Annotated in this window: 22 protein-coding genes; 9 read left to right on the top strand and 13 right to left on the bottom strand. The window is 60.4% G+C overall.

The window, feature by feature from the left end:
- Positions 1-17: 17 nt before the first annotated feature.
- The 7 genes from mdh to sdhC all read right to left on the bottom strand — a co-directional run bounded on the left by mdh (position 18) and on the right by sdhC (position 6,663).
- A complete protein-coding gene (mdh, locus tag ACD590_RS20740) occupies positions 18-980 on the bottom strand; it encodes a malate dehydrogenase (protein WP_018482680.1) in 963 nt (320 codons plus the stop codon).
- A 177-nt stretch (positions 981-1,157) separates the two neighbouring features.
- Positions 1,158-2,321 carry a cell division protein ZapE gene (gene zapE / locus ACD590_RS20745; protein WP_247264934.1) on the bottom strand — a complete coding sequence of 388 codons (1,164 nt, stop codon included), beginning with the start codon at positions 2,319-2,321 and terminating at the stop codon, positions 1,158-1,160.
- A 47-nt stretch (positions 2,322-2,368) separates the two neighbouring features.
- Entirely contained in the window at positions 2,369-2,884 is a 516-nt protein-coding gene (locus ACD590_RS20750) for a protease inhibitor Inh/omp19 family protein (RefSeq protein ID WP_003543526.1), read from the bottom strand.
- A 346-nt stretch (positions 2,885-3,230) separates the two neighbouring features.
- A complete protein-coding gene (locus ACD590_RS20755) occupies positions 3,231-4,010 on the bottom strand; it encodes a succinate dehydrogenase iron-sulfur subunit (protein ID WP_003567268.1) in 780 nt (259 codons plus the stop codon).
- An 18-nt stretch (positions 4,011-4,028) separates the two neighbouring features.
- Positions 4,029-5,870, bottom strand: a complete 1,842-nt coding sequence (gene sdhA / locus ACD590_RS20760) for a succinate dehydrogenase flavoprotein subunit (RefSeq protein ID WP_018243892.1) — start codon at positions 5,868-5,870, stop codon at positions 4,029-4,031.
- A gap of 6 nt (positions 5,871-5,876) precedes the next feature.
- A complete protein-coding gene (gene sdhD / locus ACD590_RS20765; protein ID WP_018243893.1) occupies positions 5,877-6,257 on the bottom strand; it encodes a succinate dehydrogenase, hydrophobic membrane anchor protein in 381 nt (126 codons plus the stop codon).
- Positions 6,258-6,267: 10 nt separating this feature from the next.
- Positions 6,268-6,663 (bottom strand): succinate dehydrogenase, cytochrome b556 subunit, encoded by a 396-nt coding sequence (sdhC, locus tag ACD590_RS20770; RefSeq protein ID WP_018243894.1) that lies wholly within the window; start codon positions 6,661-6,663, stop codon positions 6,268-6,270.
- 315 nt (positions 6,664-6,978) lie between these two features.
- On the opposite strand from sdhC, the gene ACD590_RS20775 reads away from it, so the two are divergent.
- Positions 6,979-7,473 (top strand): hypothetical protein, encoded by a 495-nt coding sequence (locus ACD590_RS20775; RefSeq protein WP_439003267.1) that lies wholly within the window; start codon positions 6,979-6,981, stop codon positions 7,471-7,473.
- Between the two features lie 319 nt (positions 7,474-7,792).
- Here ACD590_RS20775 and ACD590_RS20780 read toward each other — a convergent pair whose 3' ends face one another.
- From ACD590_RS20780 to ACD590_RS20805, 6 genes are all read right to left on the bottom strand, one after another.
- Complete coding sequence (locus tag ACD590_RS20780; protein WP_439003268.1) at positions 7,793-8,146, bottom strand: RidA family protein; 354 nt, start codon at positions 8,144-8,146, stop codon at positions 7,793-7,795.
- Positions 8,147-8,321: 175 nt separating this feature from the next.
- Positions 8,322-9,179, bottom strand: coding sequence for a LysR substrate-binding domain-containing protein (locus tag ACD590_RS20785; protein ID WP_018243897.1), 858 nt, complete (start codon positions 9,177-9,179; stop codon positions 8,322-8,324).
- 118 nt (positions 9,180-9,297) lie between these two features.
- Entirely contained in the window at positions 9,298-10,362 is a 1,065-nt protein-coding gene (locus ACD590_RS20790) for an ABC transporter ATP-binding protein (protein ID WP_439003269.1), read from the bottom strand.
- A gap of 10 nt (positions 10,363-10,372) precedes the next feature.
- Positions 10,373-11,212: an ABC transporter permease gene (locus ACD590_RS20795; RefSeq protein ID WP_112905445.1), complete on the bottom strand. Its 840-nt coding sequence runs from the start codon at positions 11,210-11,212 to the stop codon at positions 10,373-10,375.
- Positions 11,209-12,093: an ABC transporter permease gene (locus ACD590_RS20800; RefSeq protein WP_283185693.1), complete on the bottom strand. Its 885-nt coding sequence runs from the start codon at positions 12,091-12,093 to the stop codon at positions 11,209-11,211. Before ACD590_RS20800 ends, ACD590_RS20795 begins: the two co-directional genes overlap by 4 nt.
- Before the next feature lie 93 nt (positions 12,094-12,186).
- A complete protein-coding gene (locus ACD590_RS20805) occupies positions 12,187-13,263 on the bottom strand; it encodes an extracellular solute-binding protein (RefSeq protein WP_439003270.1) in 1,077 nt (358 codons plus the stop codon).
- Positions 13,264-13,524: 261 nt separating this feature from the next.
- Here ACD590_RS20805 and speB point away from each other — a divergent pair, with 261 nt between their 5' ends.
- The 8 genes from speB (at position 13,525) to ACD590_RS20845 (ending at position 22,358) form a co-directional block, all read left to right on the top strand.
- Positions 13,525-14,586 carry an agmatinase gene (gene speB, locus ACD590_RS20810; protein WP_183619510.1) on the top strand — a complete coding sequence of 354 codons (1,062 nt, stop codon included), beginning with the start codon at positions 13,525-13,527 and terminating at the stop codon, positions 14,584-14,586.
- Positions 14,587-14,670: 84 nt separating this feature from the next.
- A complete protein-coding gene (locus ACD590_RS20815) occupies positions 14,671-15,468 on the top strand; it encodes a transporter substrate-binding domain-containing protein (protein ID WP_439003271.1) in 798 nt (265 codons plus the stop codon).
- Positions 15,469-15,612: 144 nt separating this feature from the next.
- Positions 15,613-16,281 (top strand): amino acid ABC transporter permease, encoded by a 669-nt coding sequence (locus ACD590_RS20820; protein ID WP_018243904.1) that lies wholly within the window; start codon positions 15,613-15,615, stop codon positions 16,279-16,281.
- Positions 16,278-16,925, top strand: a complete 648-nt coding sequence (locus ACD590_RS20825; protein ID WP_018243905.1) for an amino acid ABC transporter permease — start codon at positions 16,278-16,280, stop codon at positions 16,923-16,925. Before ACD590_RS20820 ends, ACD590_RS20825 begins: the two co-directional genes overlap by 4 nt.
- Positions 16,926-17,093: 168 nt before the next feature.
- On the top strand, positions 17,094-18,065 hold the full coding sequence (locus tag ACD590_RS20830) for an ornithine cyclodeaminase family protein (protein ID WP_439020949.1): 972 nt from the start codon (positions 17,094-17,096) through the stop codon (positions 18,063-18,065).
- A 276-nt stretch (positions 18,066-18,341) separates the two neighbouring features.
- Complete coding sequence (locus ACD590_RS20835; protein WP_028733524.1) at positions 18,342-20,192, top strand: LysR family transcriptional regulator; 1,851 nt, start codon at positions 18,342-18,344, stop codon at positions 20,190-20,192.
- Positions 20,193-20,349: 157 nt separating this feature from the next.
- A complete protein-coding gene (locus ACD590_RS20840; protein WP_439003273.1) occupies positions 20,350-21,786 on the top strand; it encodes a UbiD family decarboxylase in 1,437 nt (478 codons plus the stop codon).
- Positions 21,783-22,358, top strand: a complete 576-nt coding sequence (locus tag ACD590_RS20845; protein ID WP_018243909.1) for a UbiX family flavin prenyltransferase — start codon at positions 21,783-21,785, stop codon at positions 22,356-22,358. Before ACD590_RS20840 ends, ACD590_RS20845 begins: the two co-directional genes overlap by 4 nt.
- Positions 22,359-22,443 lie beyond the last annotated feature (85 nt).

Genomic DNA, 22,443 nt, shown 5'->3' on the forward strand with positions numbered 1-22,443 from the left:
TTACTTCAGCCCGTCGACTACTTGAGGGCCGGCGCGATGTTGATGCAGGCTTCGCAGAGACCGGCGACGGCGCCGACCGACTTGTCGAAGGCTTCCTTCTCGGTCTTGTTGAGATCGATCTCGATGATGCGTTCGACGCCGCCGGCGCCGATGACGGTGGGAACGCCGACATACATGTCCTTGACGCCGTACTGACCGGTGAGGTGGGCAGCGCAGGGCAGAACGCGCTTCTTGTCCTTGAGGTAGGATTCGGCCATCTCGATCGCCGAGGCAGCCGGCGCGTAATAGGCCGAGCCGGTCTTCAGCAGGCCGACGATTTCGGCGCCGCCGTCACGGGTGCGCTGGATGATCTCTTCGAGGCGCTCCTTGGTGACCCAGCCCATGGTGACGAGATCGGTGAGCGGAATGCCGCCGACCGTCGAGTAGCGGGCGAGCGGTACCATCGTGTCGCCGTGGCCGCCGAGAACGAAGGCCGTGACGTCCTGGACGGACACGTTGAATTCCTTGGCGAGGAAGAGGCGGAAGCGCGAGGAGTCGAGAACGCCGGCCATGCCGACGACCTTGTTGGCCGGAAGGCCGGAAAACTTCTGCAGCGCCCAGACCATGGCGTCGAGCGGGTTGGTGATGCAGATCACGAAGGCGTTCGGCGCATACTTCTTGATGCCGGCGCCAACCTGCTCCATGACCTTGAGGTTGATGCCGAGAAGATCGTCGCGGCTCATGCCGGGCTTGCGGGCGACGCCTGCGGTGACGATGCACACGTCAGCGCCTTCGATCGCGGAATAGTCGCTGGCACCGGTCAGATTGACGTCGAAGCCTTCGACCGGCGACGACTGGGAGATATCGAGACCTTTGCCCTGGGGAATGCCGTCCGCGATGTCGAAGAGAACGATGTCGCCCAGTTCCTTCAGGCCGGCGAGGTGCGCCAGCGTGCCACCAATCATGCCAGAACCAATGAGTGCGATCTTGTTACGCGCCATTTTCGCTGTTTCCTTTGCGATCAAATTCGTCGAACGGACGCGCAAGGCACCGCCCAATGACGCAATCGCATAGACCCAAAGCCAAAAAATGGCAATTCATTATTTTTGATGCAGCGTTTTCAATCGTTTAGATACAAAAATTCTTACGTAAACGTAAGACATTCTGTCACCGAATTGTTACTCTGCGGCGCGTTTCTCATGGTGCAGTGCAAGATATTCCGCACTGCGCATCTCGAACAAGCGCGATGCCGTGCGGTCGAATTCGAAGCCCTCGGTGCCCCGGCGCTGCAATAGCAGTTCCTCCGGCATGGCCGCCGCGGAAATGTAAAGTCGCACGGCATGATCGTAGAACGTATCGACCAGAATGATGAACCGTTTGATCTGGTTCCGCTTTTCCGGCCCGAGCAACGGAATGTGATCGAGGAAGACCGTATCGAAGCGTTCGGCGATGGCCAGGAAGTCGACCGCCCCGAGCGGTTTGTCGCAAAGATCGGCGAAAGAGAACCGCGCCATGCGGTCGACGGCGAGCGGCACATGGATGTGGCGCCCCTTCATCGGAATATCCAGCGGCTGCGCCTTGCGCCCATGCAGCGCCTGTGTCCAGGACGCGTCCATCGCCATGTCGTTATGCTCGTTGATCGGCACCAGATAGACCGGCTGACTGCTCAGCTTCTCCATCCGGTAGTCGGTCGGCGAATCCAGGGTGACGACATCGACATGCTGCTTGAGCAAGGCGACGAACGGCAGGAAGAGGCCGCGATTGAGACCATCCGTGTAGAGATTGTCGGGCTCGACGTTCGAGGTCGCGACCAGCGCGCATCCGCGCGCGAAAAGCTCGGAGAACAGCCGCGACAGGATCATCGCATCGGCGATGTCGGTGACCGTGAACTCGTCGAAGCAGAGAAGCTCGGCTTCGTCGTAAAGCGCTGCGGCGACCGGCGGCATCGGATCGGCCTGCTTTGTCTCGCCGTTCTTGAGCTTGAGCCGGTGTGCCGCGATGCGGTTGTGCACATCCGCCATGAATTCGTGGAAATGCGCCCGCCGTTTCTTCCTGCACGGCGCCATTGCGAAGAACATGTCCATCAGCATGGTCTTGCCGCGCCCGACGCTGCCGTGGATGTAAAGCCCCTTGATGCCGTCGGCGGACTTCTTCTTGGCGGCAAACAGCCAGCCAAGCGCACTCGATTTTGCCGCCGGCCGCCGCTGCTTCAGCCCGGCAAGCACCCGATCGAGGCTCTTTGCCACGTCCAACTGAGCCGAATCGACCTGAAGCGCGCCCGATGCGGTCAGCGCTTTAAGCTGTTCGCAGACGCTGAGCGCATAATCCGGCATTGGTTGCATGAGGGCATATCCGCCTGTCAGTCATCGCAGGAGACCTGCTGGAACATTTAGCGGCTGAGGCTGATCGACTGGCCCGTGCTCGTCTGTCCCTCAAAGCGGTTGTCGGCCGTCTTGTAGACGCTGCCGAGCTGGTTGCCCGAGCGGTCCTTGAGCAGCACCTGCTTGCCGGCGACCTCCCAGGAGCCCATCGCCGTCAGCTCGCCGACGCAGCCACGCGTTCCGCCGCGCGAACCGCTGCCGAGATTGGTGAGCGTCAGGAACATGTCGCAACTGCCGTTGACACGCCAGCTTCCGACCATCGATTCCTTGGTGATATCGAGCGCATTTGCCGCCATTGCGCCAGGCTGAGCGCCCGGCATCGGCGCCGTCGTCGTCGGCGCGGCCGGAAACTGCGAACTGCCGGTCGGCGGTGGAAGCTGCCCACCCTGCACCGAGGGAACCGGCTGCGCCGTCAACGGCGCCGGCCCGGCACTGGCGTTGGAGCTGTAATCATATGCCGTACGCTGACAACCGGCTAGCGACAGAACCACCACCAGACCTGTCATCGCATATCGCAACTGCATCATCATACTCCTGAATTCGGCTATCGCCGTAGAGAAACGGGCGTGAGACAAGTCCGATTATCGTAATTCGATTTGGTTAATCAAGTCGTGCTGCATAAATTGCCCGTGACAACAACTAACCGAAAAACGATACAGTTCAACTGTCCCGCTGCAAAACTTCCTGCACATAGAATTTGTCAGCAAGGTGTTGCGCGCGTTCATCTCTGTCAGGATCGCTGTCGAACTCGCGCAATGTCTCGGAATAGCGCTCCGGTGCATCCTGCAGAAGGATTGCACCGAGCCGACCTGATATAGATGACGGCTTCGGGATCGAAGCCGTCGATTCCGCCATCGGCATGCACGCTGATCAAACCCGGCGCTCGACCATCATCTTCTTGATTTCGGCGATCGCCTTGGCCGGGTTGAGGCCCTTCGGGCAGGTCTGCGCGCAGTTCATGATCGTGTGGCAGCGATAGAGGCGGAATGGATCCTCGAGATTGTCGAGGCGCTCGCCGGTCGCCTCGTCTCTGGAATCGATCAGCCAGCGATAGGCCTGCAGCAGAACGGCCGGACCGAGATAGCGGTCGCCGTTCCACCAGTAGCTCGGACAGGAGGTCGAGCAGCAGGCGCAGAGGATGCACTCATAGAGGCCGTCCAGCTTCTGCCGGTCCTCATGGCTCTGCTTCCATTCCTTGGCCGGCGCCGGCGACACTGTCTTCAGCCATGGCTCGATCGAACGATGCTGGGCATAGAAGTTGGTGAGGTCCGGAACCAGATCCTTGACGACGGGCAGATGCGGCAGCGGATAGATCTTCACCGCACCTTTGATATCGTCGAGACCCTTGGTGCAGGCGAGCGTGTTGGTGCCGTCGATGTTCATCGCGCAGGAGCCGCAGATGCCCTCGCGACAGGAGCGGCGCAGCGTCAGCGTCGGGTCGATCTTGTTCTTGATGTAGAGAAGACCGTCGAGCACCATCGGCCCGCAATCGTCGACATCGATGTAGAAGGTGTCGATCGACGGGTTCTGACCGTCATCCGGGCTCCAGCGATAGACGCGGAATTCGCGGGTGTTCTTGGCACCCGCCGGCTTCGGCCAGACCTTGCCTTCGCGCATCTGAGAATTCTTGGGGAGAGCGAGTTCAACCATGTCCGGTTCCTCTTGAGATCAGTACACGCGAGCCTTCGGCTCGATCTTGTGCGGATCGATGCCTTCGGCGATCAGCTCGGTGTGGACCGGCCGGTAGTCGAGTTTCACATCGCCTGCTTCGTTCACCCAGGCGAGTGTGTGCTTGCGCCAGTTGACATCGTCGCGGCCCGCGAATGCACCCTCGGTAAAGTCTTCGCGTGCATGCGAACCGCGGCTCTCCTTGCGGGCCTCGGCACCGTAGATCGTCGTGATGGCGTTGGCCATCAGGTTCTGCAGCTCAAGCGTTTCCACGAGGTCCGAGTTCCAGATCATCGAGCGGTCGGTGACCTTGATGTCCTTCATCTCGCCCCAGATTGCCGAGATGCGCTGGCAGCCCGATTCCAGCGATTCCTGCGTGCGGAAGACGGCGGCGTCTTCCTGCATGGCGCGCTGCATCTTCTCGCGCAGTTCCGCCGTCGGCGTGCCGCCGCTGGCATGACGCAAACCGTCGAAGCGGTCCATGATCTTGTCGCAGGCTGCGACATTGAGATGCGGGATCGGCGCTGCGCGGTCGATGACCTCGCCGGCACGGATCGCAGCAGCGCGGCCGAAGACCACGAGGTCGATCAGCGAGTTGGAGCCGAGACGGTTGGCGCCGTGCACCGAGGCGCAGCCGGCTTCACCCACAGCCATCAGGCCTGGGATGATCCGTTCCGGATTGGCACTGTCGGCGTTCAGCACTTCGCCCCAATAATTCGTCGGAATGCCGCCCATATTGTAGTGAACGGTCGGCAGAACCGGGATCGGTTCGCGCGTGACGTCGACGCCGGCGAAGATCTTGGCGCTCTCGGAAATCCCCGGCAGGCGTTCATGCAGAACGGCCGGATCGAGGTGGTCGAGATGCAGGAAGATGTGGTCCTTGTTCTTGCCGACACCGCGGCCTTCGCGGATTTCCAGTGTCATGCAGCGCGAAACGACGTCGCGCGAGGCAAGGTCCTTGGCCGAAGGCGCGTAGCGCTCCATGAAGCGTTCGCCCTCGGAGTTGACGAGGTAACCGCCTTCGCCGCGGGCGCCTTCGGTGATCAGACAGCCCGAACCGTAGATGCCGGTCGGGTGAAACTGGACGAATTCCATGTCCTGCAGCGGCAGGCCGGCACGCGCCACCATGCCGCCGCCGTCGCCGGTGCAGGTATGGGCTGACGTTGCCGAGAAATAGGCGCGGCCGTAGCCACCGGTCGCCAGCACCACCATCTTGGCGGCGAAGCGATGGATCGTGCCGTCATCGAGGCACCAGGCGACGACGCCGGTGCAGCGGCTGCCGTCTTCCGACATGATCAGGTCGAGCGCGAAGTACTCGATGAAGAATTCGGCATTGTTGCGCAGCGACTGGCCGTAGAGCGTATGCAGAATGGCGTGGCCGGTACGGTCGGCAACGGCGCAGGTGCGCTGTACCGGCGGGCCTTCACCGTAATTCTGCATGTGGCCGCCGAACGGGCGCTGATAGATCTTGCCTTCCTCGTTGCGCGAGAACGGCACGCCGTAATGCTCGAGCTCATAGACCGCCTTCGGCGCTTCCATGGTGAGATACTGCATGGCGTCGACGTCGCCGAGCCAGTCGGAACCCTTGACGGTGTCGTAGAGGTGCCACTGCCAGCTATCCGGCGTCATGTTGCGCAGCGAGGCGGCGATACCGCCCTGGGCCGCGACCGTATGCGAGCGGGTCGGGAAGACCTTGGTGATGCAGGCCGTGCGGAAACCCTGCTCGGCCATGCCGAGCGTGGCGCGCAGCCCGGCACCACCGGCGCCGACGACGATCACGTCGTAGGAGTGGTCGACATACTTGTAGGCCTTGCCATTCTGGGCGGGTGAAGTCGGTGCCATGTCAGCTTATCCTACGAATGCGATTTTCAGAATGGCGAAGAGACAGAGGCCGGCGATCAGGATCGCAAAGAACGTGTTCAGCATCAGGAGAACGATCTTGCCGAACTCGCCATGCACGTAATCCTCGATGATGACCTGCATGCCGAGCTTCATGTGGATGACGCCCGAGATCACCATCAGCCCCATGACGACCGCGACGAACGGGTTCGACAAGGCGCGAACCACATCCGCATACGGCGCACCGGCATAGGCGAGCATGAAGATGACGAAGAACAGGATGAGCGGAACATTGGCGACGGCCGTCAGCCGCTGACGCCAGAAATGGTCCGTGCCTTCCTTGGCGGAGCCGAGCCCGCGAACCTTGCCGAGGGGGGTGCGCATATCCATGAGAGGACCTTCAGAAGCGAATGAGGAAGCCGATCACCCAGACCAGCACGGTCAGACAGAGCGACCCGATGATGTTGGCGATGGCGAGCTTGGTCGAGAACTCTTTCCCGAAGCCATAGCCGAGATCCCACATGAAGTGGCGGAAGCCGCCGAGCATGTGGTGCAGCAGCGCCCATGTATAGCCGAGAAGCACGAGCTTGCCGAGAAGGCTACCGAGCACCCAATTGGCCCAGTCATAGGAGCCCTGGCCGCTTGCCGCCGCGATCAGCCACCAGGCGACGAGCACCGTGCCGACATAGAGCGCGCCACCGGTAATGCGGTGAACGATGGACATGACCATGGTGGGAATAGGCTTGTAGATTTGCAGATGCGGCGATAGGGGCCGGTTATTTGTCACGTTCGCCATCAGAACCTCGCGGCGGCTTCTCTGCGCTCCCGGATTTCGGAGCATGCTCAGTCAACCACACGAATGACAAAATTCTCTGTGTGCGTTGCATCAATTGCGACGTTTAATCACCGGGAACGCCGACGACAAGCACAATCGCTGTCTGCTTTTAATTTAATCGATTCGCGTTACCGGGAAGTTCGCAGGCTAAAGAAACTGGTCTTTTCCGCTCAAATTTTGTGCCGGTTGTCCGACCTGAATGGACAAGCGTCGGCTTTTGGCGCAATCTGGCGTTAACGATTTGTTAGGGATCGGAATTCCGGAGGCCGGCCACCCATGTTTCGCAGTCTGTCCGCAGTCGCCCTGATTACCTTGTCCGCGCTTGCTGCACTTCCCGCCGTAGCCGGCGACCGCCGCAACGATCATCGTTTTCCCGGCCATCGTCACGCTTTCCACGGCGGATTACTCCTCGGCGAACGTATCGGCTGGCGCGATCGCGGCATCCGTTTCGCCAACGCCTATCGATACCGGAACCGCAAAGAACGGATGCCGTTCCTGAAACAGTTTTCATCGCCGGCGACCAATCGCGTCGCCCGCAACAATCTGATCGTCGTCGTACCCCAGGCGCAGGGTGGTGGTGGCGGCGACACTTATGCCGGCTCTTCCTACGTCTATCAGGCCGATGGCGGAACCTATGTCGGCGGCGACGGCTATGGCTTCTATCCCCCCGCACGGCCTGAGCAACTGGCCCCGAAGGCGAAGGTCATCGATATTGCCGTGCAAGACGATCCCTGCGCCTACGAGGCCAATGTCTGCGTCATCCGGCCTTAGAGCATGATGCCGAAAGTGCGGAATCCTGTAGCAAATCCGAGGCCGCTCTTCGCCTACCTTACCGGTTACATCGTTGATCACAAAAGGTCGCAAAGCATCCGCCACCTTTGCTCCTAGAGCAATTCCAGGAAAAGTGCGAAGCGGTTTTCCGTCCGGAATTGCGTAAAAACAAAAGCCAGAGCGGTCCTGCGCTTCCGTTAAAAGCTGTACCGCTCTAGCAAGACATAGCCCTCTTCGACGAAATGTAGACCGTCCTGCTTCAAGCACTTCCGGGTCCGGCTTTGCTGACAAGAGTGTGAAGATGACGAATACAGGCGGTTCAAATTTGCCCGGCCTCACTCTTTCGCGACGCGGCTACGTCAATACGGATGGCGCACATCGGCGGGAGATTCTTGTCCTCAAACGTTGCCCGCCGTGGCGTTCCGCTATCCGGGATCCAAGCATCCCAGGCTCTGTTCATTTCCTCGAATGAGGCAAGGTCGCTGAGCCAAATGTTGACGAGAATGATCTCTGACTTGTCGGTACCTTCGCGCAGCAGCATGTCATTGATGCGCTCCAGTATTTCGTTGGTTTGCGCCGTCACGCTCGCTCCCCTCGTGAGGTTTGCGACCTGGCCGGGCAGATAGGCGGCATCTGCGAGAAGAGTTTCGTCAACTTTGGCTTGCCCCATCATCGTATTCGCAGACTTCCATGAATGCTTGAGATTGGGCCGTCGACCCTTCATTCGATCACTGTGGGGCTTCGCTCGCCACTTCGGTAGGGGGAATTAAATTGACCCGATATAATGGAAGCTGAACGCTCCCAGAGCCATTCCCGGTCAAAATGCTGCAAGCTGACCAAGAAAGGCTCTAGCTCGACAATATGGCCGTATGCCGCGAAATGAAGTCTACAAGATAGCGCGCGCCTTCGGCCGTCTCGGATTGAGCATACAGACCGATTTCAATGCGCACCGGACCGGGCAGGTCCGCCGATCTGTCAAGCGTCCGGCAGCCCTCGGGTTTCGTGTTGAGCATCATTGGCGCGATACCGATACCGACGCGAACCGCGGTCGCCATGGCCACCAGCGTCGATGCAACGCACGCCGTCTTCCACTTGACGTTCCGCTGGGACAGAGCGGCAAGCGTCGGCAGCGTCCAGGGACACTCCTCCTCGAACATAATGATGGGAAGCGGCTTTTCCGCATCCGCCACAAAGTCGGATCTGACCGTCCACATCAAATATTCGGTCCAGATCAGGGTCGGTTTTCGCGCGAGGCAGGTGATGTCGCAAACCACGAGATCCAGCTTCCCGTCTTCAAACAGGTTGGCGAGGCGGCGATTCGGCTCGACAATGATGTCGATATCGACCTTCGGGTTCTGCGCCCTAAAGTCACTAAGAATGTCGATCAGGTGGCCGGCTGCGAAGTCCTCAACGACGCCGAGGCGAATGCGGTCCTCGATCATCTTGCCTGTCAGCCTTTTCTCGACCTCGTCGCTGAGGGCGACCATTTCGCGGGCATAAGCCAGCATGATCTGCCCATGGCTCGTGAGCTCGAGGCCTTTTGACGAACGCGAAAACAGCGTAACGCCGACAAGCTCCTCCAGCTTGCGGATCTGCATGCTCACGGCGGCCTGCGTTCTGTTCAGCTTGACGGCTGCTCCATTGACGGTGCCGATCTCCGCGACGGTCAGAAATGCACGAAGCAGATAGGAATCAAGATCAAGCATCAGAAGCGCATTCCAAAGTTTGGGGCGCTCGAGTGCTGAGGGCCTCTCCGCCTATAAGCGGATATTGGACGAACCATGTCCTTCCGACAACTGGTGACACTTAGTCGGGAATGCCAGCTTATCGCGCGAACAGAACGCATGCCTCGGGCGGAATGGAAACGCTGATCTCCTGCCCGCGAGCAAAGGCTATGTCTGGACGGTTCGGGCAAGCCGAGATTAAGCGATCGCCACTGACGAGGTCCAGAACGATATGCCTGAAGGCACCGAGTGTCACAACGTCGGCAACGCGTCCGGGCATGGCCCCGGCACCCGGAGCGCCGGACGATATCTCGACGCTTTCCGGCCTCACGCAAATCTCGGCGGCACCTGAAAGGCTTCCCGTGGACGCAACCGGAAACTCCCAGCCGGATTCGGAGCGAAATTTGCCGGCCGTTCCGCCCGCGGCCGAAATCGAGCCATGAATCCAATTCGTCCGCCCCATGAAATCCGCGACGAAATGCGAGTCTGGACGCCAATACACATCATCCGGCCTGCCGGATTGCATGATGGCTCCACGGTTCATCACGAATATGCGCTCTCCCAGGCTCATCGCCTCCTCCTGGTCGTGGGTTACCACGATTGCGGTCGAGCCGACCGCGGCGAGCACATCCTTCAATTCGGTGCGCAGCTCATGGCGAAGTTTGGCGTCGAGGGCCGACAGGGGCTCATCCAGAAGAACAAGGCTCGGATGGGTGGCGAGCGCCCGCGCAAGCGCAACACGCTGCTGCTGGCCGCCGCTCAACTGGTGCGGCCGCCGCTGTCCGAATCCGACGAGCCGGACGAGCTCAAGCATCTCGGCGATGCGGCGAGGTATTTGCCCCGGCGGATGGTTGCGATGGCGAAGCCCGTAGCCGATGTTCTGTTCGACGGTCATATGCGGGAAAAGAGCGTAGTGCTGGAACAGCAGCCCGACATTGCGCTCATAGGGTTTCAATCCGGCCATCGGCTCGCCGTCGATCAGGATCGAGCCTTTGTCGGGCCGCTCGAATCCGGCAATGAGCCGAAGAATGGTGGTCTTGCCGCAGCCGCTCGGTCCAAGCAGTGCGATTGTTTCACCTGGGTTCACCGAGAAGGAGATATTACCGAGGGCGACCGTTTCGCCGAAGCGCTTGCTGACCCCTTGAAATTCCACGGCAGAAATCATCGTATTGTCCTCATGAACGAAACAAACCCTGACCGACGACAGTGTCGAAGCCGACGACACGGTCCAGCACAACGATCAGCAACGCGGTGACGGCAATCAGGACCACGGCCGCCGCAGCGATCGTCAGATCGAAAGCCGCGCGCATGTTGCTGACCAGCGTAACAGGCAAGGTCGTTGCCGACGGATCGCTCAGAAAGAGACTGATCGATACGTCATCTATCGAAATTGCGAAGGCGAAGATCGCGCCGGTGACGACGCCGGTCCGCATGAGCGGTAGGGTAATGGTCCAGAAGGCCTGGCGCTCGGTGGCGCCGAGAACCATTGCGGCTTCCGTCAATCGTTGGTCGCTGCCAAGAAGGCTGGCGAGGCTGGTCCTTATGCAATAGGGCAACGTCACGATCACGTGGCCGAGGAGCAGGCGCGCCATACCATTTGTGATACCGGCCTTGGAAAGGAAAAGCAGCAGGCCGAATCCAATGACGACCGGCGGAACGATGAGTGGCGAGAGAAAGGCCGAAGTCAGCGCTGCCTTTCCTGGAAAATTGCCACGGGCAAGGCCGACGGCCGCCGCAGTTCCGATCGTGACGGACAGAACCGTCGTGAGTACCGCCAAGATGAGGCTGGTGCGTAGGCTGGTAAGGATATCCGCCTGAGAGACGAGCCGTTCGAACCAGTGAAGCGACAAGGCAGGTGGCGGCAGTGGACCGAGGTAGGTCCTGGCGTCGAAAGCCATGAGGCATGTTATCACCAACGGGATGGCGAGGAACGCCAATCCAAGGCCGATGACACCGTAGGCGAGGGAAACGGCGATCCGGTCCCCGGTTCGCGCTGCAAGAGATTGTCTGCTCATCGGGAAACCTTCCAGGCCTGCGCAAACGTTATGACAGCGACGACCGCCAAGGCCGCGGCAAGCATGACGAGCGAGATCGCCGCGCCGCTCGGATAGTTGGCGATATCGCTGAACCGGGTGTAGATGACGTTCGATATGAAAAGCACCCGGCCCCTCCCGAGCACCATGGGAATGACGAAGGCGCTGATCGCGAAAGTCAGCGAGACAAGCGTGCTTGAGATCAGAGCTGGGAAGCTCAGGGGAAGAGTGATCGACAAATGGGCTTTCCATCCCGGCGCGCCGAGCGACTGGGCTGCATCGAGCAGACGCGGATCGATCGATTGCATCGCGCCAATCAGCGTTAGCGTTGCGACCGGTATGATCGAGTGAACCAGGCCCGCAGTAACGACGATATTGATATATTCGCGGCTGTTGGGCGAAAGGCCAAGTGTCAAGAGGAGGGGTCGCAAGATGCCGACCGACCCGAAGGTCAGTTCGATCGCGTATGTCTTGATCAGGACGCTGGATAGAACAAGTGTAATCAAAAAGCCGAGGGTGAGCGCGCGCATCCGCGGGGAAATGCGCCGCACGATAAAGTAGGCCAGCGGGAATGCCACAAGCTGGCCGATGATCGCGGCAACTCCACCGATCCAGAAGGTCGTCAGCAGGACACTCGCAAACGCCTGGTTTGCAAGCTCGTAATAGTTTTGGACCGTTGCCGCGGCATTTTCAACGGAACCGACGCGCCCCGGCGTAAACTCCTTCAAGCTTTCGATTGCCAGATTGATTAATGGTGACAGAAAACCGAATGCGAACACCAGGAGGGCTGGCCCGAGCGTCAGTGCCGCATCTCGGCGATCAGGTATTGAAATGGCAACGGGTTGCCGCCTAACCTTGGTCATGGTGGAACAGCCTTTTCCTCGCCCCTAGGGCCATGAGAAAGGCAGGTTATCGAATCCCGCGCTCGCGCCTTCGATAACCTGCCGCGAGGTGCCTTAGAGCAACGGGGCGATGTCCTGTTCCCAGCGCTTGGACCAGGCATCCTGCTGTTCGAGAACGACATTGTAGTCCGGCACATAGACGAAGCTCGAAAACTCGTCCGACGTGAAGGACAGATGCTTCAGATTGTCGGGCGTGACCGCCTTGCTGTTCAACGGCGCTTCGCCAGCCACCTTGGCATAGAGCGAATTCATGTCCGGGCTGATCGCGAAGTTGACGAAATCGAGCGTCGCCTTGGTGTTCGGTCTATTCTTCAGTACGCCGAAACCGCTCTGGTAGAGGAAGGCCTTGAAGTTACTGTCCTTGGTGAAACGAGTAACCGGGAAGTTCTTCGCCACGGCCGCCCAGCCGGGCTCAGCGAAGAAGCCGACGGAGGTCTCGCCCGACGTCAGCGAATTGGTGAAATCGATATCGGTGATGGCGACGCGGCCGATATTGCCGGATTTCGCCAATTCCGTCATCAGCTTCCATCCAGGTTCCATATTCGTTTCACTGCCGCCGGCGTGAAGGGCGAGCGCGACAATCTGGAGCATCATGCTCTGTGTCGGGCCCGGCCAGCAGATCGCGCCCTTAAGATCGGGACTGAGCAGATCATCGATGGTCTTCACAGCGATAGGGGCCGTGTCGGTTCGTGCACCGAAATACATGCCGCCAACTGCGCGTGGGACCGCTTTGATATTGCCCTTGCCGTCACGAATGATGATTTTCTCGGGAATATTCGCAAGGTTGGGAATATCGGCAGGATTGATGGTCTCGAGCCAATCTTCCTTCACCATGCTGTTGAATGAGCCTTCCCAGCCAGCGACGTAGTCGTAGTCGACATTCGGCCAGACGGCCTTGATCTTTGGCAGGATAGCGCCCGCGCCGCCCTGATGGAGAACCCAGTTGAATGTCGCCGCATTCTGGTCGGCGGCAATCTGCTTCATAGCTTCGACGACCTCGCCGCCCCATTCGACGGCGGTGAGATTGCCGCTGCCGGCTGCGGCGGATCTCGCAAACCCGGTCATCGTGCCGGCAATCCCCGCGGCAGCGGCGGATCCGAGGAAGCGGCGGCGTGTCATATCGTGCAACATGGTAGGTTCCCTTTGTTGTCGGCCCTCTGCTGGACCGTTCGCATCGGAGACTGCTTGGAGGTTACCAACCGCGGTAGTGGGAAAATTCTCGCCGGGTTATAAAGTTTTCTGAACGCCCGGATGAACGCACTACCCGCTTCGCGCAGCCTCGGCCGGCCTAGTCTATCAAGAATCGTTATATCCCCTCTCGAATTTTCGCGGTTCCAAGAGAAGCGGGCGGCGCCGATGATGATGGCAGCATCAATACCGCGGGAGCCTGCCTTGACCATTGACCGGGATTTTCTGGAAGACTTGAGAAAGCGCTTCGGCAGCGCTGCAGGCGGGGAAATGGAAGATCCGCACTTCCACGCCGTGGCGGCCAGCGTATTCAAGGACGGCGACAGCCGCAAATGGCCCTTCGCCGATCCTGCGACCTTTCTGGACGCCCGTTTCATCGAGAACGGCTTGCGCCCCGAGGTGCTTGAAGCGCTTGACGTGGCCCTGATCGGCGTGCCGATGGATCTCGGCGTCACCAATCGTGCCGGCGCGCGGCTGGGGCCGCGGGCCGTCCGGGCTGTCGAGCGTGTGGGCCCGTACGAACATGTTCTGCGTGTCGCGCCGATGGGAGGGCTAAAGGTCGCCGACGTCGGCGACGTGCCGATGCGCAGCCGGTTCGGCTTGGCCGAGTGCCATGCCGACATCGAGGCCTGCTACCGGATGATCGCGGCAACCGGGGCTATCCCGCTGTCGGTCGGCGGCGACCATTCGATCTCCGGCGCCATTCTCAAGGGCCTGGCGGCCAATCAGCCGGTAGGCATGATCCACATCGACGCTCACTGCGACACCGCTGGTCCCTATGAGGGCTCCAAGTTCCACCACGGCGCGCCCTTCCGCGAGGCGGTTCTGGCGGGCGTGCTCGATCCGAAGCGTACGATCCAGATCGGCATCCGCGGCGGCGGCGAATATCTCTGGGAGTTCTCCTTTGCCTCCGGCATGACCGTCATCCACGCCGAAGAGGTAGCGGAGATGGGCCTCAAGGCTGTGATCGCAAAGGCTCTGGAGGTTGTCGGCGCCGGTCCGACCTATCTCAGTTTCGACGTGGACAGCCTCGATCCGGCCTTCGCTCCGGGAACCGGCACTCCAGAAGTCGGCGGGCTTCAGCCGAGGGAAGTCCTGACCCTGCTGCGCGGCTTCAAGGGCATCAACCTCATCGGCGGCGACGTCGTGGAAATCGCGCCGCAATACGACAATACCACCAACACCGCGCAGATCGCCGCGCAGGTCCTGTTCGAACTCCTGTGCCTCGCGATGTTCAGTCCCGCGGTCAGGACAAACGTGACCTGAGAACCAGCTCCACACCGGCAGCGTGCCTCGCGCCCGCTGCCATCCATCACCTGTCGCACAACACGTCTCAAAAAGGGGAACGACATGACTGCTCTTATGAAATTGCGCTACACCGCCACCGCGGCAATTGCCGTGTTCGGCATCCTGGCAGGAGCCGCACAGGCCGACGAACTTGCCGATATCAAGGCCGCAGGCGAGATCAACATCGGCATCTTCTCCGATTTCCCACCCTTCTCTTCGGCAAGCGCCGATATGAGCATCAAGGGCTATGACGTCGACGTCGCCCAGAAGATCGCCGACGGGCTCGGCGTGAAACTCAATCTCGTGAGCGTTACTGGCCAGAACAGGATCGCCTACCTGAACGACGACCGCGTCGACCTGCTGATGAGCGTCGGCTATTCGAAGGAGCGCGCCGAGGTTATCGATTATGCCGCCCCGTACGCCCCCTACTATATCGCCGTCATCGGTCCGGCAGCCCTGAAGGTGAGCGGCAAGGAAGACCTCGCCGACAAGACCGTTGCCGTCAATCGTGGGACGCTCGAAGACACGTCGCTGACGGCTGCCGCCCCCGGATCGACTGCGATCCAGCGTTTCGAGAACTACAATTCGGTCATCCAGGCCTTCATATCCGGCCAGACCCAGTTGATGGTGGTCGGCAACGATGTCGGTGCGCAGGTTCTGGCGCGACAGGACGAACTGAAGCCGGAGCAGAAGTTCCAGCTCCTCAGCTCCCCCTCGCACATCGCGCTCCGCAAGGGCGAGGAAGGCCTGAAGAAGGCTGTCAATGACAGCGTCGCCGCAATGATCGCCGATGGTTCGCTCGACGCAAGCTCGAAGAGCTGGCTGAAAGCGCCGCTCAACCCTGAAAACCTGAAGGACTGACGAAGACGGCCTCCCACTCACCAGAGCACGATGCCGAAAACTGTAAGCGATTCCGGTGGCATCATGCTCCCATTCTTTGGTTGAGAGGCGGATCGAGATTTCGGGCCGACCCGGCCCAGATCATCCGGCTCCAAAGGACAAACGATGAGATACAGCCTCGATTTCAACTGGCTTTGGGACGGAATGGGAGCTCTGGCTTATGGCGCAGGCACGACGCTTGCGCTGACGGCCTCCACATCGGTCCTCGGGATCGTTCTCAGCGTTCTCGGCGCGGCCGCGCGCCGGGGACCTTATCCATGGTTGCGCAAGGTCGTCGGCCTGTATGTGGAAATCATGCGCAATACGCCATTCCTGGTGCAGCTGTTCTTCATCTTCTTTGGCCTGCCTAGCCTCGGCATTCGCCTCGATCCGATCTCTGCCGCAGTTCTTGCCATGACCCTCAATATGGCGGCCTACACGATCGAGGTGGTCGGGGCCGGGCTCGATGCCATACCGAGAGGCCAGAAGGAGGCGGCGCAGGCACTCGGCCTGAGGCCCCGACTGGTGTTCTTCAAAATCATTCTGCCGCAAGCGATCGCCATCATTTTTCCGGCGCTGACGAGCCAGGTCATCATCATGATGCTGGAATCGGCGGTGGTTTCGCAAATATCCGTCCGCGAGCTGGCGCAGGAGGCCGATCTGCTTCAGTCGCGCACCTTCCGCTCCTTCGAGACCTATCTGGTGGCGACGTTGATCTACCTTTCGATGTCCGCCGCACTTCGCCGGCTCCTTTTCGCCGGAAAACGCCGTTTTCTGGGAGCCGGTCTGGCATGATTGAGTTCACCTTCTGGGACATTTTGCGCAATCTTGTCTTCGCGACACGCTGGACCCTTATGCTTTCGCTCGCAGCCTTTGCCGGCGGCGCCATCGTTGGCCTGGCGATCCTGTCTGCACGGATATCGAAAACGCGCTGGCCGCGCAGCTTCGCGTCCGGCTACATTGCCCTGTTTCAGGGAACGCCGCTCCTCATGCAGCTCTTTTTGATGTTCTTCGGCCTGCCGATGCTCGGTTTCCGGATCGAGTCATGGACCGCCGCCGTCTGCGGCCTGACGTTCTATGCCAGCGCTTATCTTGCGGAAATCTGGCGGAGCGGCGTCGAGGCGGTGCCGCGCGGGCAATGGGACGCCGCAGCCAGCCTGGGCTTGCATCGTCTTCTCGAACTTCGGCTTGTCATCCTGCCGCAGGCTTTCCGGATCACGCGCGCGCCGACTGTCGGGTTCTTGGTCCAGTTGATCAAGAGCACCGCACTGGCCTCGATCCTCGGCTTCGAAGAACTATTGAAAACCGCGAACGCCATCAACAACGCGACCTTCGAACCTTTCAAGGTCTACGGTCTCGTTGCGGTGATCTTCTTCGCCCTGTGCTATCCGCTTACGCAATACGCCAGAATTCTGGAGAAGAAAGCTGCGTTTGGCTGAGCGGTGCCGAGTTGCTCCGCATTCCGATCGCAACGGAGTGTCCAAAGGGCCGATGCCGGTTGAAAAGCTAGTGCGCCGCGCAGCGGCGACGCGGCTCAGGCGCTGCCCCCTTCAATCACACAGAACTCGCTTTATCCAGCAGTCAGAACTTCCTGAGAGATCGCTTCAATGACCGACACACAAATCCGTATTCTCGATGCCCGGACAACGGGCGAGCTTCTACCTTTCGGCGCGCTGGTCGCGACCCTGCGGCAAGCATTTGCCGAAGGCTGTGTTGTGCCGGTACGGCATCACCACACGATCGGCAATAGCGGCGAACCGGATGCGACGCTGCTTCTGATGCCTGCCTGGCATGAAACGTACCGGTCGGAGCGCTATCTTGGCATCAAGATCGTCACCGTCTTTCCCGGCAACACGGTACGCGGCATTCCAGGTTTGACATCGACTTACATGCTCTATGATGGCCGGACCGGGATGCAGCTTGCGCTCCTTGACGGAAATACGATCACCGCGCGCCGCACGGTAGCGGCATCGGCCCTTGCCGCGGACTATCTTGCCCGAAAAGACGCCCGCCGCCTGCTGGTGATCGGCGCAGGCCGCGTCGCGAGCCTCATACCCGATGCCTACCGCGCCGTCCGGCCGATCGCGCATGTGGATATCTGGGATATCGATCCCGCCAATGCGGAACGGCTGGCGCAGAGCCTCCGGCAACAGCGGCTCCAGGCCACCGCCGTCACGGATCTGGAAGCCGCGGCGCGGCAAGCCGATATCGTCAGCGCGGCGACGCTGGCGACAGCACCGCTTATCCGGGGCGAATGGCTACGGCCGGGCAGCCATGTCGATCTGATCGGCGGCTTCACCCCGGCGATGCGCGAGGCGGATGACGAGGCGCTTCGGCGCTCGTCTGTCTATATCGACACTCACGAAGCCCTTCACGAAGCGGGCGATCTGGTTCAGCCGATCAGGGCCGGCGTCATTGCTGCGGATGCGGTGCGTGCCACACTTGACGAACTGTGTCGCCGGGATAGTCCAGCGCGGACGTCCAACGACGAGATCACTCTCTACAAGGCAGTCGGAACGGCGTTGGCCGATCTTGCCGCCGCGACGATGGTGTATGAAGCCGCTTTGATCGCCGGCTGACGTCTTCTGGTCCGGCCGATCGCGAATGATCGGAACGGAAGATTCTCGATTTTTCTAAGAAGGACTGATCACCCTCAAGATACGGGCTCCCGGTTTCGACGCTCTCGGCCTGTCCAGGCATTCCATCGCCAGTGCTGCACCCGACCAATGTCCGAGGCCGACCATGTCGGTTCGGTGGGCTTGGGAAGCAATGGGCCGGCGCTGATATTCGTGCGGCATAACGCTTTGTGTGCCATAGTCGGGTGAGCCCCTTGTGCAATCCGATATAGACCCGCAGTGATTACAAATCCGCCGCGCATCGAAATCCAGCAACTGGCCCATTTCGTGCTGGCCTGTCAGAGCCCGACGCTGGCGGAGACCGCGCGCGAGCTTGGGATTGCTCCTTCGGCGCTGACATCAAGTCTGCGTACTTTGGAAAATGAACTTCAACTCAAGCTCTTCATTCGCAAAAGCGGTCACCTCAGTCCTTTACCGGCAGCCTTCTGGCTGTTTCAGCAGGCAACGGCCATCCTTCATCGCGAAAGGTTCGTGCGTCGGATGCGGAATGGGGACACGGACCATCGTCGCATCGATATTCGTCTCGATCTCAGTTTCTCCATCGGCCGGTTTTCGAAGGCGATCGGACGTACCGTCGAAGATATGGAACGCGAGCGGCCCGACCTGCTGATCGACGTGATGTTTGCAGACGGGCGAGGAAAATCCCTTGTTGATGACGAGGCTGCGGACATCCCGGGCAACGCGGGTTCGATGGAAATCGAAGTCGGCTATATGACCGGCGTGCCATCTGCGAACCTGCCTGCGATGACGCCCTTTTACGATGAGGGTTGGTTTTCTGTCGGAACGGCGGAGGCCGCGGTTGATCTTCGCTCCCCCAATCAGAAATTTGTCGTTTTGAAAATGCGTCAGGCACTTCGCGATGCCGTTATCCGATATGCCGACGAGCATGGCATCCGCGACCGCATAATCCTGATGGATGAGGAGCCGGCAGACCTTCACCGGCTGCTCAACGAGTTTCCGCAGATGCGGTTCCTGATGCCGCGCAGTATGGTCGCCGACCGGCTCGGACTTGCGCGCCTGCATCTGGAGCCCCTCGATCCGCCGTTGTCGAGCACCTTGGGCGTGCGGGCAAACGGGCCGGATCAGGAGGTCGTGTCCGCCATGCTTTGTAGCCTCAAGAAAAATCTGGAGGCAATGGAGGCCAATATCGTCTTTCGACCGCAGTTGACGGCACGTCAATTGTACTACTTCAACCTTGCGCATCTCAGCGGAGGTATTTCGGCGGCGGCGCGCGCGGCGCATGTCACGCAACCCTCCGTTTCGACCCAGATTCAGAAAATCGAGGCAGTTGTCGGGCAACCTCTGTTCGAACGGCGGCGCAACGGTGCCGAGAGCACGAAGGCCGGCAAGGCATTGCTTCCCTTCACCCTGGAGATCGAAGAGCGCATCGATGGCCTCCTTCGGGCCAGTCTGGATATTGCCGCCCACACACAGGCGACCATCTCAATCGGCATGCTGCCGAGTTCGGGGCATGACAGCGTCATGACGGACAAGGTGGCGCAGGCACTGACGGCAACCCGCCTTGGCCATCCCGAATACCGGCTGAGAATCATCGAAGGTTCCAACGCTGTGCTTCACGATCAGGTGCGCGCGGGAGAGCTCAATCTGGCCATTGTCGGTGCCGTCCAGACGCAGATGACCCGGATCCATCTCGGACCGAGCGAGCGCCTCTCGGTCGTTGCCAATCCGGCCTTGAACCTTGCCGGCCGAACGGAAATTCCACTGGCCGAAGTTTGCGGATTTCCGCTGGTTCTCGGAATCAAGCATCTCAGTATCCATCAGGCGTTCATGGCAGCCGCCAGTGCGCGGCATCTGCGTGTCGAGCCGGTCATGGACGTCGGTTCTCTGCCATTGGCCATCGCCATGGTCCGCCGTTTGCCGGTCTGTACGGTCCTGCCGGTGTCCTCGGTCCAGCAGGATATCGGCAGCGGGCGCCTCACCGCTGCGCCGATTACGGAAGACGTGATCGCCGGAAACCTCTCAGTGATTTTCTCCGGCGAAAGGACGCTGTCCGAGGCCGAACGGACGATGATCCAGTCACTCGTTGCCGTCTTCGGCCGACAGGCGTGATCTAAGAGACATATCGTGCCGAATCGCGCTCATGCGCGGAGCATTCTGATTTTCCTATCCTCCAATTCGTGATTTTCGAGCTACCCAGCCTCCGGCCTGCACCTGATACTTGCCGCATCAAAACAGCCCTCGGAAATGACTTTCACAGGATTGCCGGATGAATGATCACCCTGATCCGCTTGAAAAAATGACATCCAGGACGGTCAGCGATGCAATGCGCGGCAGCGAAAGCGATCAATCCTGTCGAGGCATTCTTCAGGAACTCGACCGACGCGGTCAGCTAGCGGTGATTTCGGAGGAAGTCGACCCGATCCACGAGGTATCGGCCATTCTTTCCATCGTCGATGAAAAGGCGGCGGTACGGCTCGACCGCATCAAGGGTCACGACATGCCGATCTTCGGCAACATCCTGTCGGATCTCGATCGTGTCGCCCTGGCGCTTGACGTCGCGAAAAGCGATATCCAGCAGAAGCTGCTATCCTCGATCGCGTCTCCGGTGCCGCCAGTCTTCGTGGACGATGCGCCGGTACAGCAACAGCTCTTCCAGGACGACATCCTGACCCGGCTTCCAGTCCCGACGTTCTTTTCCAAGGAGACCGGTCCCTACATTACTGCGGGTCTGATCGTGGCTCGCGACCCTGAAACAGGCTTGGGCAACGCGTCCTATGCCCGCATCAAGGTGCTTGGTCCGAACGAAGCGATGATCGGAATTGCACCGAACCATCATCTCGCCATCATGGCTCGCAAGGCAGGCGCCAAAGGCGAGCCGCTGCCCTTCGCCGTCGTCCTCGGCGCGCATCCGGCCATTCAGCTTGCCGCCTGCTTCTATCTGGGGCTCGGTGACGATGAAATGCACTGCGCCGGATCGTTGCTCGGCGAGCCGGTGCGGCTTGTCCGCTGCAAGTCGATCGATCTCGCCGTGCCTGCAGAGGCGGAGATCGTGCTCGAAGGTCATATTCACGTCGACGAGCCGATCCTCGAAGGATTGGTCTCCGAATATCACGGCATGTACGAAGATTACGGCTCCGGGGTGCGCGTCAGATTTGAATGCATGACTTGCCGCTCCGACGCGATGTTGCAGGTGATCGAGCCCGGTTACCACATGGAGCACCTCTATCTCGGCGCGGTGCCGATCGCTGCCAGCCTCAAGGCCGTCATCCGGCGGTCCGTTCTCAATGTCGGCGAAGTTGCCGTCACCGCGTCAGGCAGCGGACGGAACAACGTGGTCGTGCAGATCGATGCGCCCCGCCCGGGACAGGCACGCCGCATCATGTCGATCTGCTGGGGTGCGGTCAGCATCGTCAAGAACATCACTATCGTCGACAGCGATGTCGACCCTTGGGATCTCGGTGCCGTCGAATTGGCAAAGATGACGCGCATGCGCGCGGAGCGCGACATTCTCATCGTCACGGACCTTCCGGCAGACCGGTCCGAGCCTCAGGAAGACGGCGGCGTGATCGCCAAGGTCGGTTACGACGCCACGATGAAGGCGGGCGATCGGAAGGAAGGGTTCGACAAGGCGCTTCCGCCGCTGGAATCCTACGAGCGGATGCGCCAGCTGCTGTTGCGCGTCAAGCCGGAGATGCTGATTTGAGGCGATTGATCATCGGCATATCAGGGGCTTCCGGTGCAATCTACGGCCTGCGTGCGCTGGAGATGCTGCGGGATTTCGACGATGTCGAAACGCATCTTGTCATATCGCCCGCGGCGATCCGCACGGCACTGGCCGAAGGGACGGGAAAGACTGCGGACGAAATCCGTGGCCTCGCCGACCGGGTCTACAGCCACGGGGATATCGGCGCCTCGATCGCCTCCGGCTCCTTCCGCTGCGACGGCATGCTGGTTGCACCATGCTCGATCAAGACGCTGAGCGGGATCGCGCATTGTTATGCAGACGATCTGATCGTGCGCGCCGCCGATGTCTGCCTGAAGGAACGCCGCCGGCTGGTGCTGATGGTGCGGGAAACGCCGTTGCATGCGGGCCATATCGCGCTGATGGACCAGGCGACACGCAGCGGCGCCGTCATCATGCCACCGGTGCCGAGCTTTTACACGCTGCCGAAATCAATCGCCGAAATGGTCGACCAGACCGTGGGGCGTGCGCTGGATCAATTCGGGCTTCATCATCCGACGGTCCGGCGCTGGACGGAGGATCATAACGACTGAGCCATGAAGAGCAGCGCTGAAAGCTGCCGGGCCATGATGTCAACCGCATGCAAACAACGACGCACAATCACTCCCCCAGGGGAAC

Origin of the sequence: Rhizobium sp. 862_C5_N1_2 (assembly GCF_051811205.1) — a bacterium.
GTDB classification, from domain to species: Bacteria; Pseudomonadota; Alphaproteobacteria; order Rhizobiales; family Rhizobiaceae; genus Rhizobium; species Rhizobium leguminosarum.

Bases quoted from the DNA above. Each gene is read 5' to 3' on its own strand.
- mdh (WP_018482680.1), bottom strand. From the start codon at position 980: ATGGCGCGTAACAAGATCGCACTCATTGGTTCTGGCATGATTGGTGGC.
- zapE (WP_247264934.1), bottom strand. From the start codon at position 2,321: ATGCAACCAATGCCGGATTATGCGCTCAGCGTCTGCGAACAGCTTAAA.
- ACD590_RS20750 (WP_003543526.1), bottom strand. From the start codon at position 2,884: ATGCAGTTGCGATATGCGATGACAGGTCTGGTGGTGGTTCTGTCGCTA.
- ACD590_RS20755 (WP_003567268.1), bottom strand. From the start codon at position 4,010: ATGGTTGAACTCGCTCTCCCCAAGAATTCTCAGATGCGCGAAGGCAAG.
- sdhA (WP_018243892.1), bottom strand. From the start codon at position 5,870: ATGGCACCGACTTCACCCGCCCAGAATGGCAAGGCCTACAAGTATGTC.
- sdhD (WP_018243893.1), bottom strand. From the start codon at position 6,257: ATGGATATGCGCACCCCCCTCGGCAAGGTTCGCGGGCTCGGCTCCGCC.
- sdhC (WP_018243894.1), bottom strand. From the start codon at position 6,663: ATGGCGAACGTGACAAATAACCGGCCCCTATCGCCGCATCTGCAAATC.
- ACD590_RS20775 (WP_439003267.1), top strand. From the start codon at position 6,979: ATGTTTCGCAGTCTGTCCGCAGTCGCCCTGATTACCTTGTCCGCGCTT.
- ACD590_RS20780 (WP_439003268.1), bottom strand. From the start codon at position 8,146: ATGATGGGGCAAGCCAAAGTTGACGAAACTCTTCTCGCAGATGCCGCC.
- ACD590_RS20785 (WP_018243897.1), bottom strand. From the start codon at position 9,179: ATGCTTGATCTTGATTCCTATCTGCTTCGTGCATTTCTGACCGTCGCG.
- ACD590_RS20790 (WP_439003269.1), bottom strand. From the start codon at position 10,362: ATGATTTCTGCCGTGGAATTTCAAGGGGTCAGCAAGCGCTTCGGCGAA.
- ACD590_RS20795 (WP_112905445.1), bottom strand. From the start codon at position 11,212: ATGAGCAGACAATCTCTTGCAGCGCGAACCGGGGACCGGATCGCCGTT.
- ACD590_RS20800 (WP_283185693.1), bottom strand. From the start codon at position 12,093: ATGACCAAGGTTAGGCGGCAACCCGTTGCCATTTCAATACCTGATCGC.
- ACD590_RS20805 (WP_439003270.1), bottom strand. From the start codon at position 13,263: ATGTTGCACGATATGACACGCCGCCGCTTCCTCGGATCCGCCGCTGCC.
- ACD590_RS20815 (WP_439003271.1), top strand. From the start codon at position 14,671: ATGACTGCTCTTATGAAATTGCGCTACACCGCCACCGCGGCAATTGCC.
- ACD590_RS20820 (WP_018243904.1), top strand. From the start codon at position 15,613: ATGAGATACAGCCTCGATTTCAACTGGCTTTGGGACGGAATGGGAGCT.
- ACD590_RS20825 (WP_018243905.1), top strand. From the start codon at position 16,278: ATGATTGAGTTCACCTTCTGGGACATTTTGCGCAATCTTGTCTTCGCG.
- ACD590_RS20830 (WP_439020949.1), top strand. From the start codon at position 17,094: ATGACCGACACACAAATCCGTATTCTCGATGCCCGGACAACGGGCGAG.
- ACD590_RS20840 (WP_439003273.1), top strand. From the start codon at position 20,350: ATGAATGATCACCCTGATCCGCTTGAAAAAATGACATCCAGGACGGTC.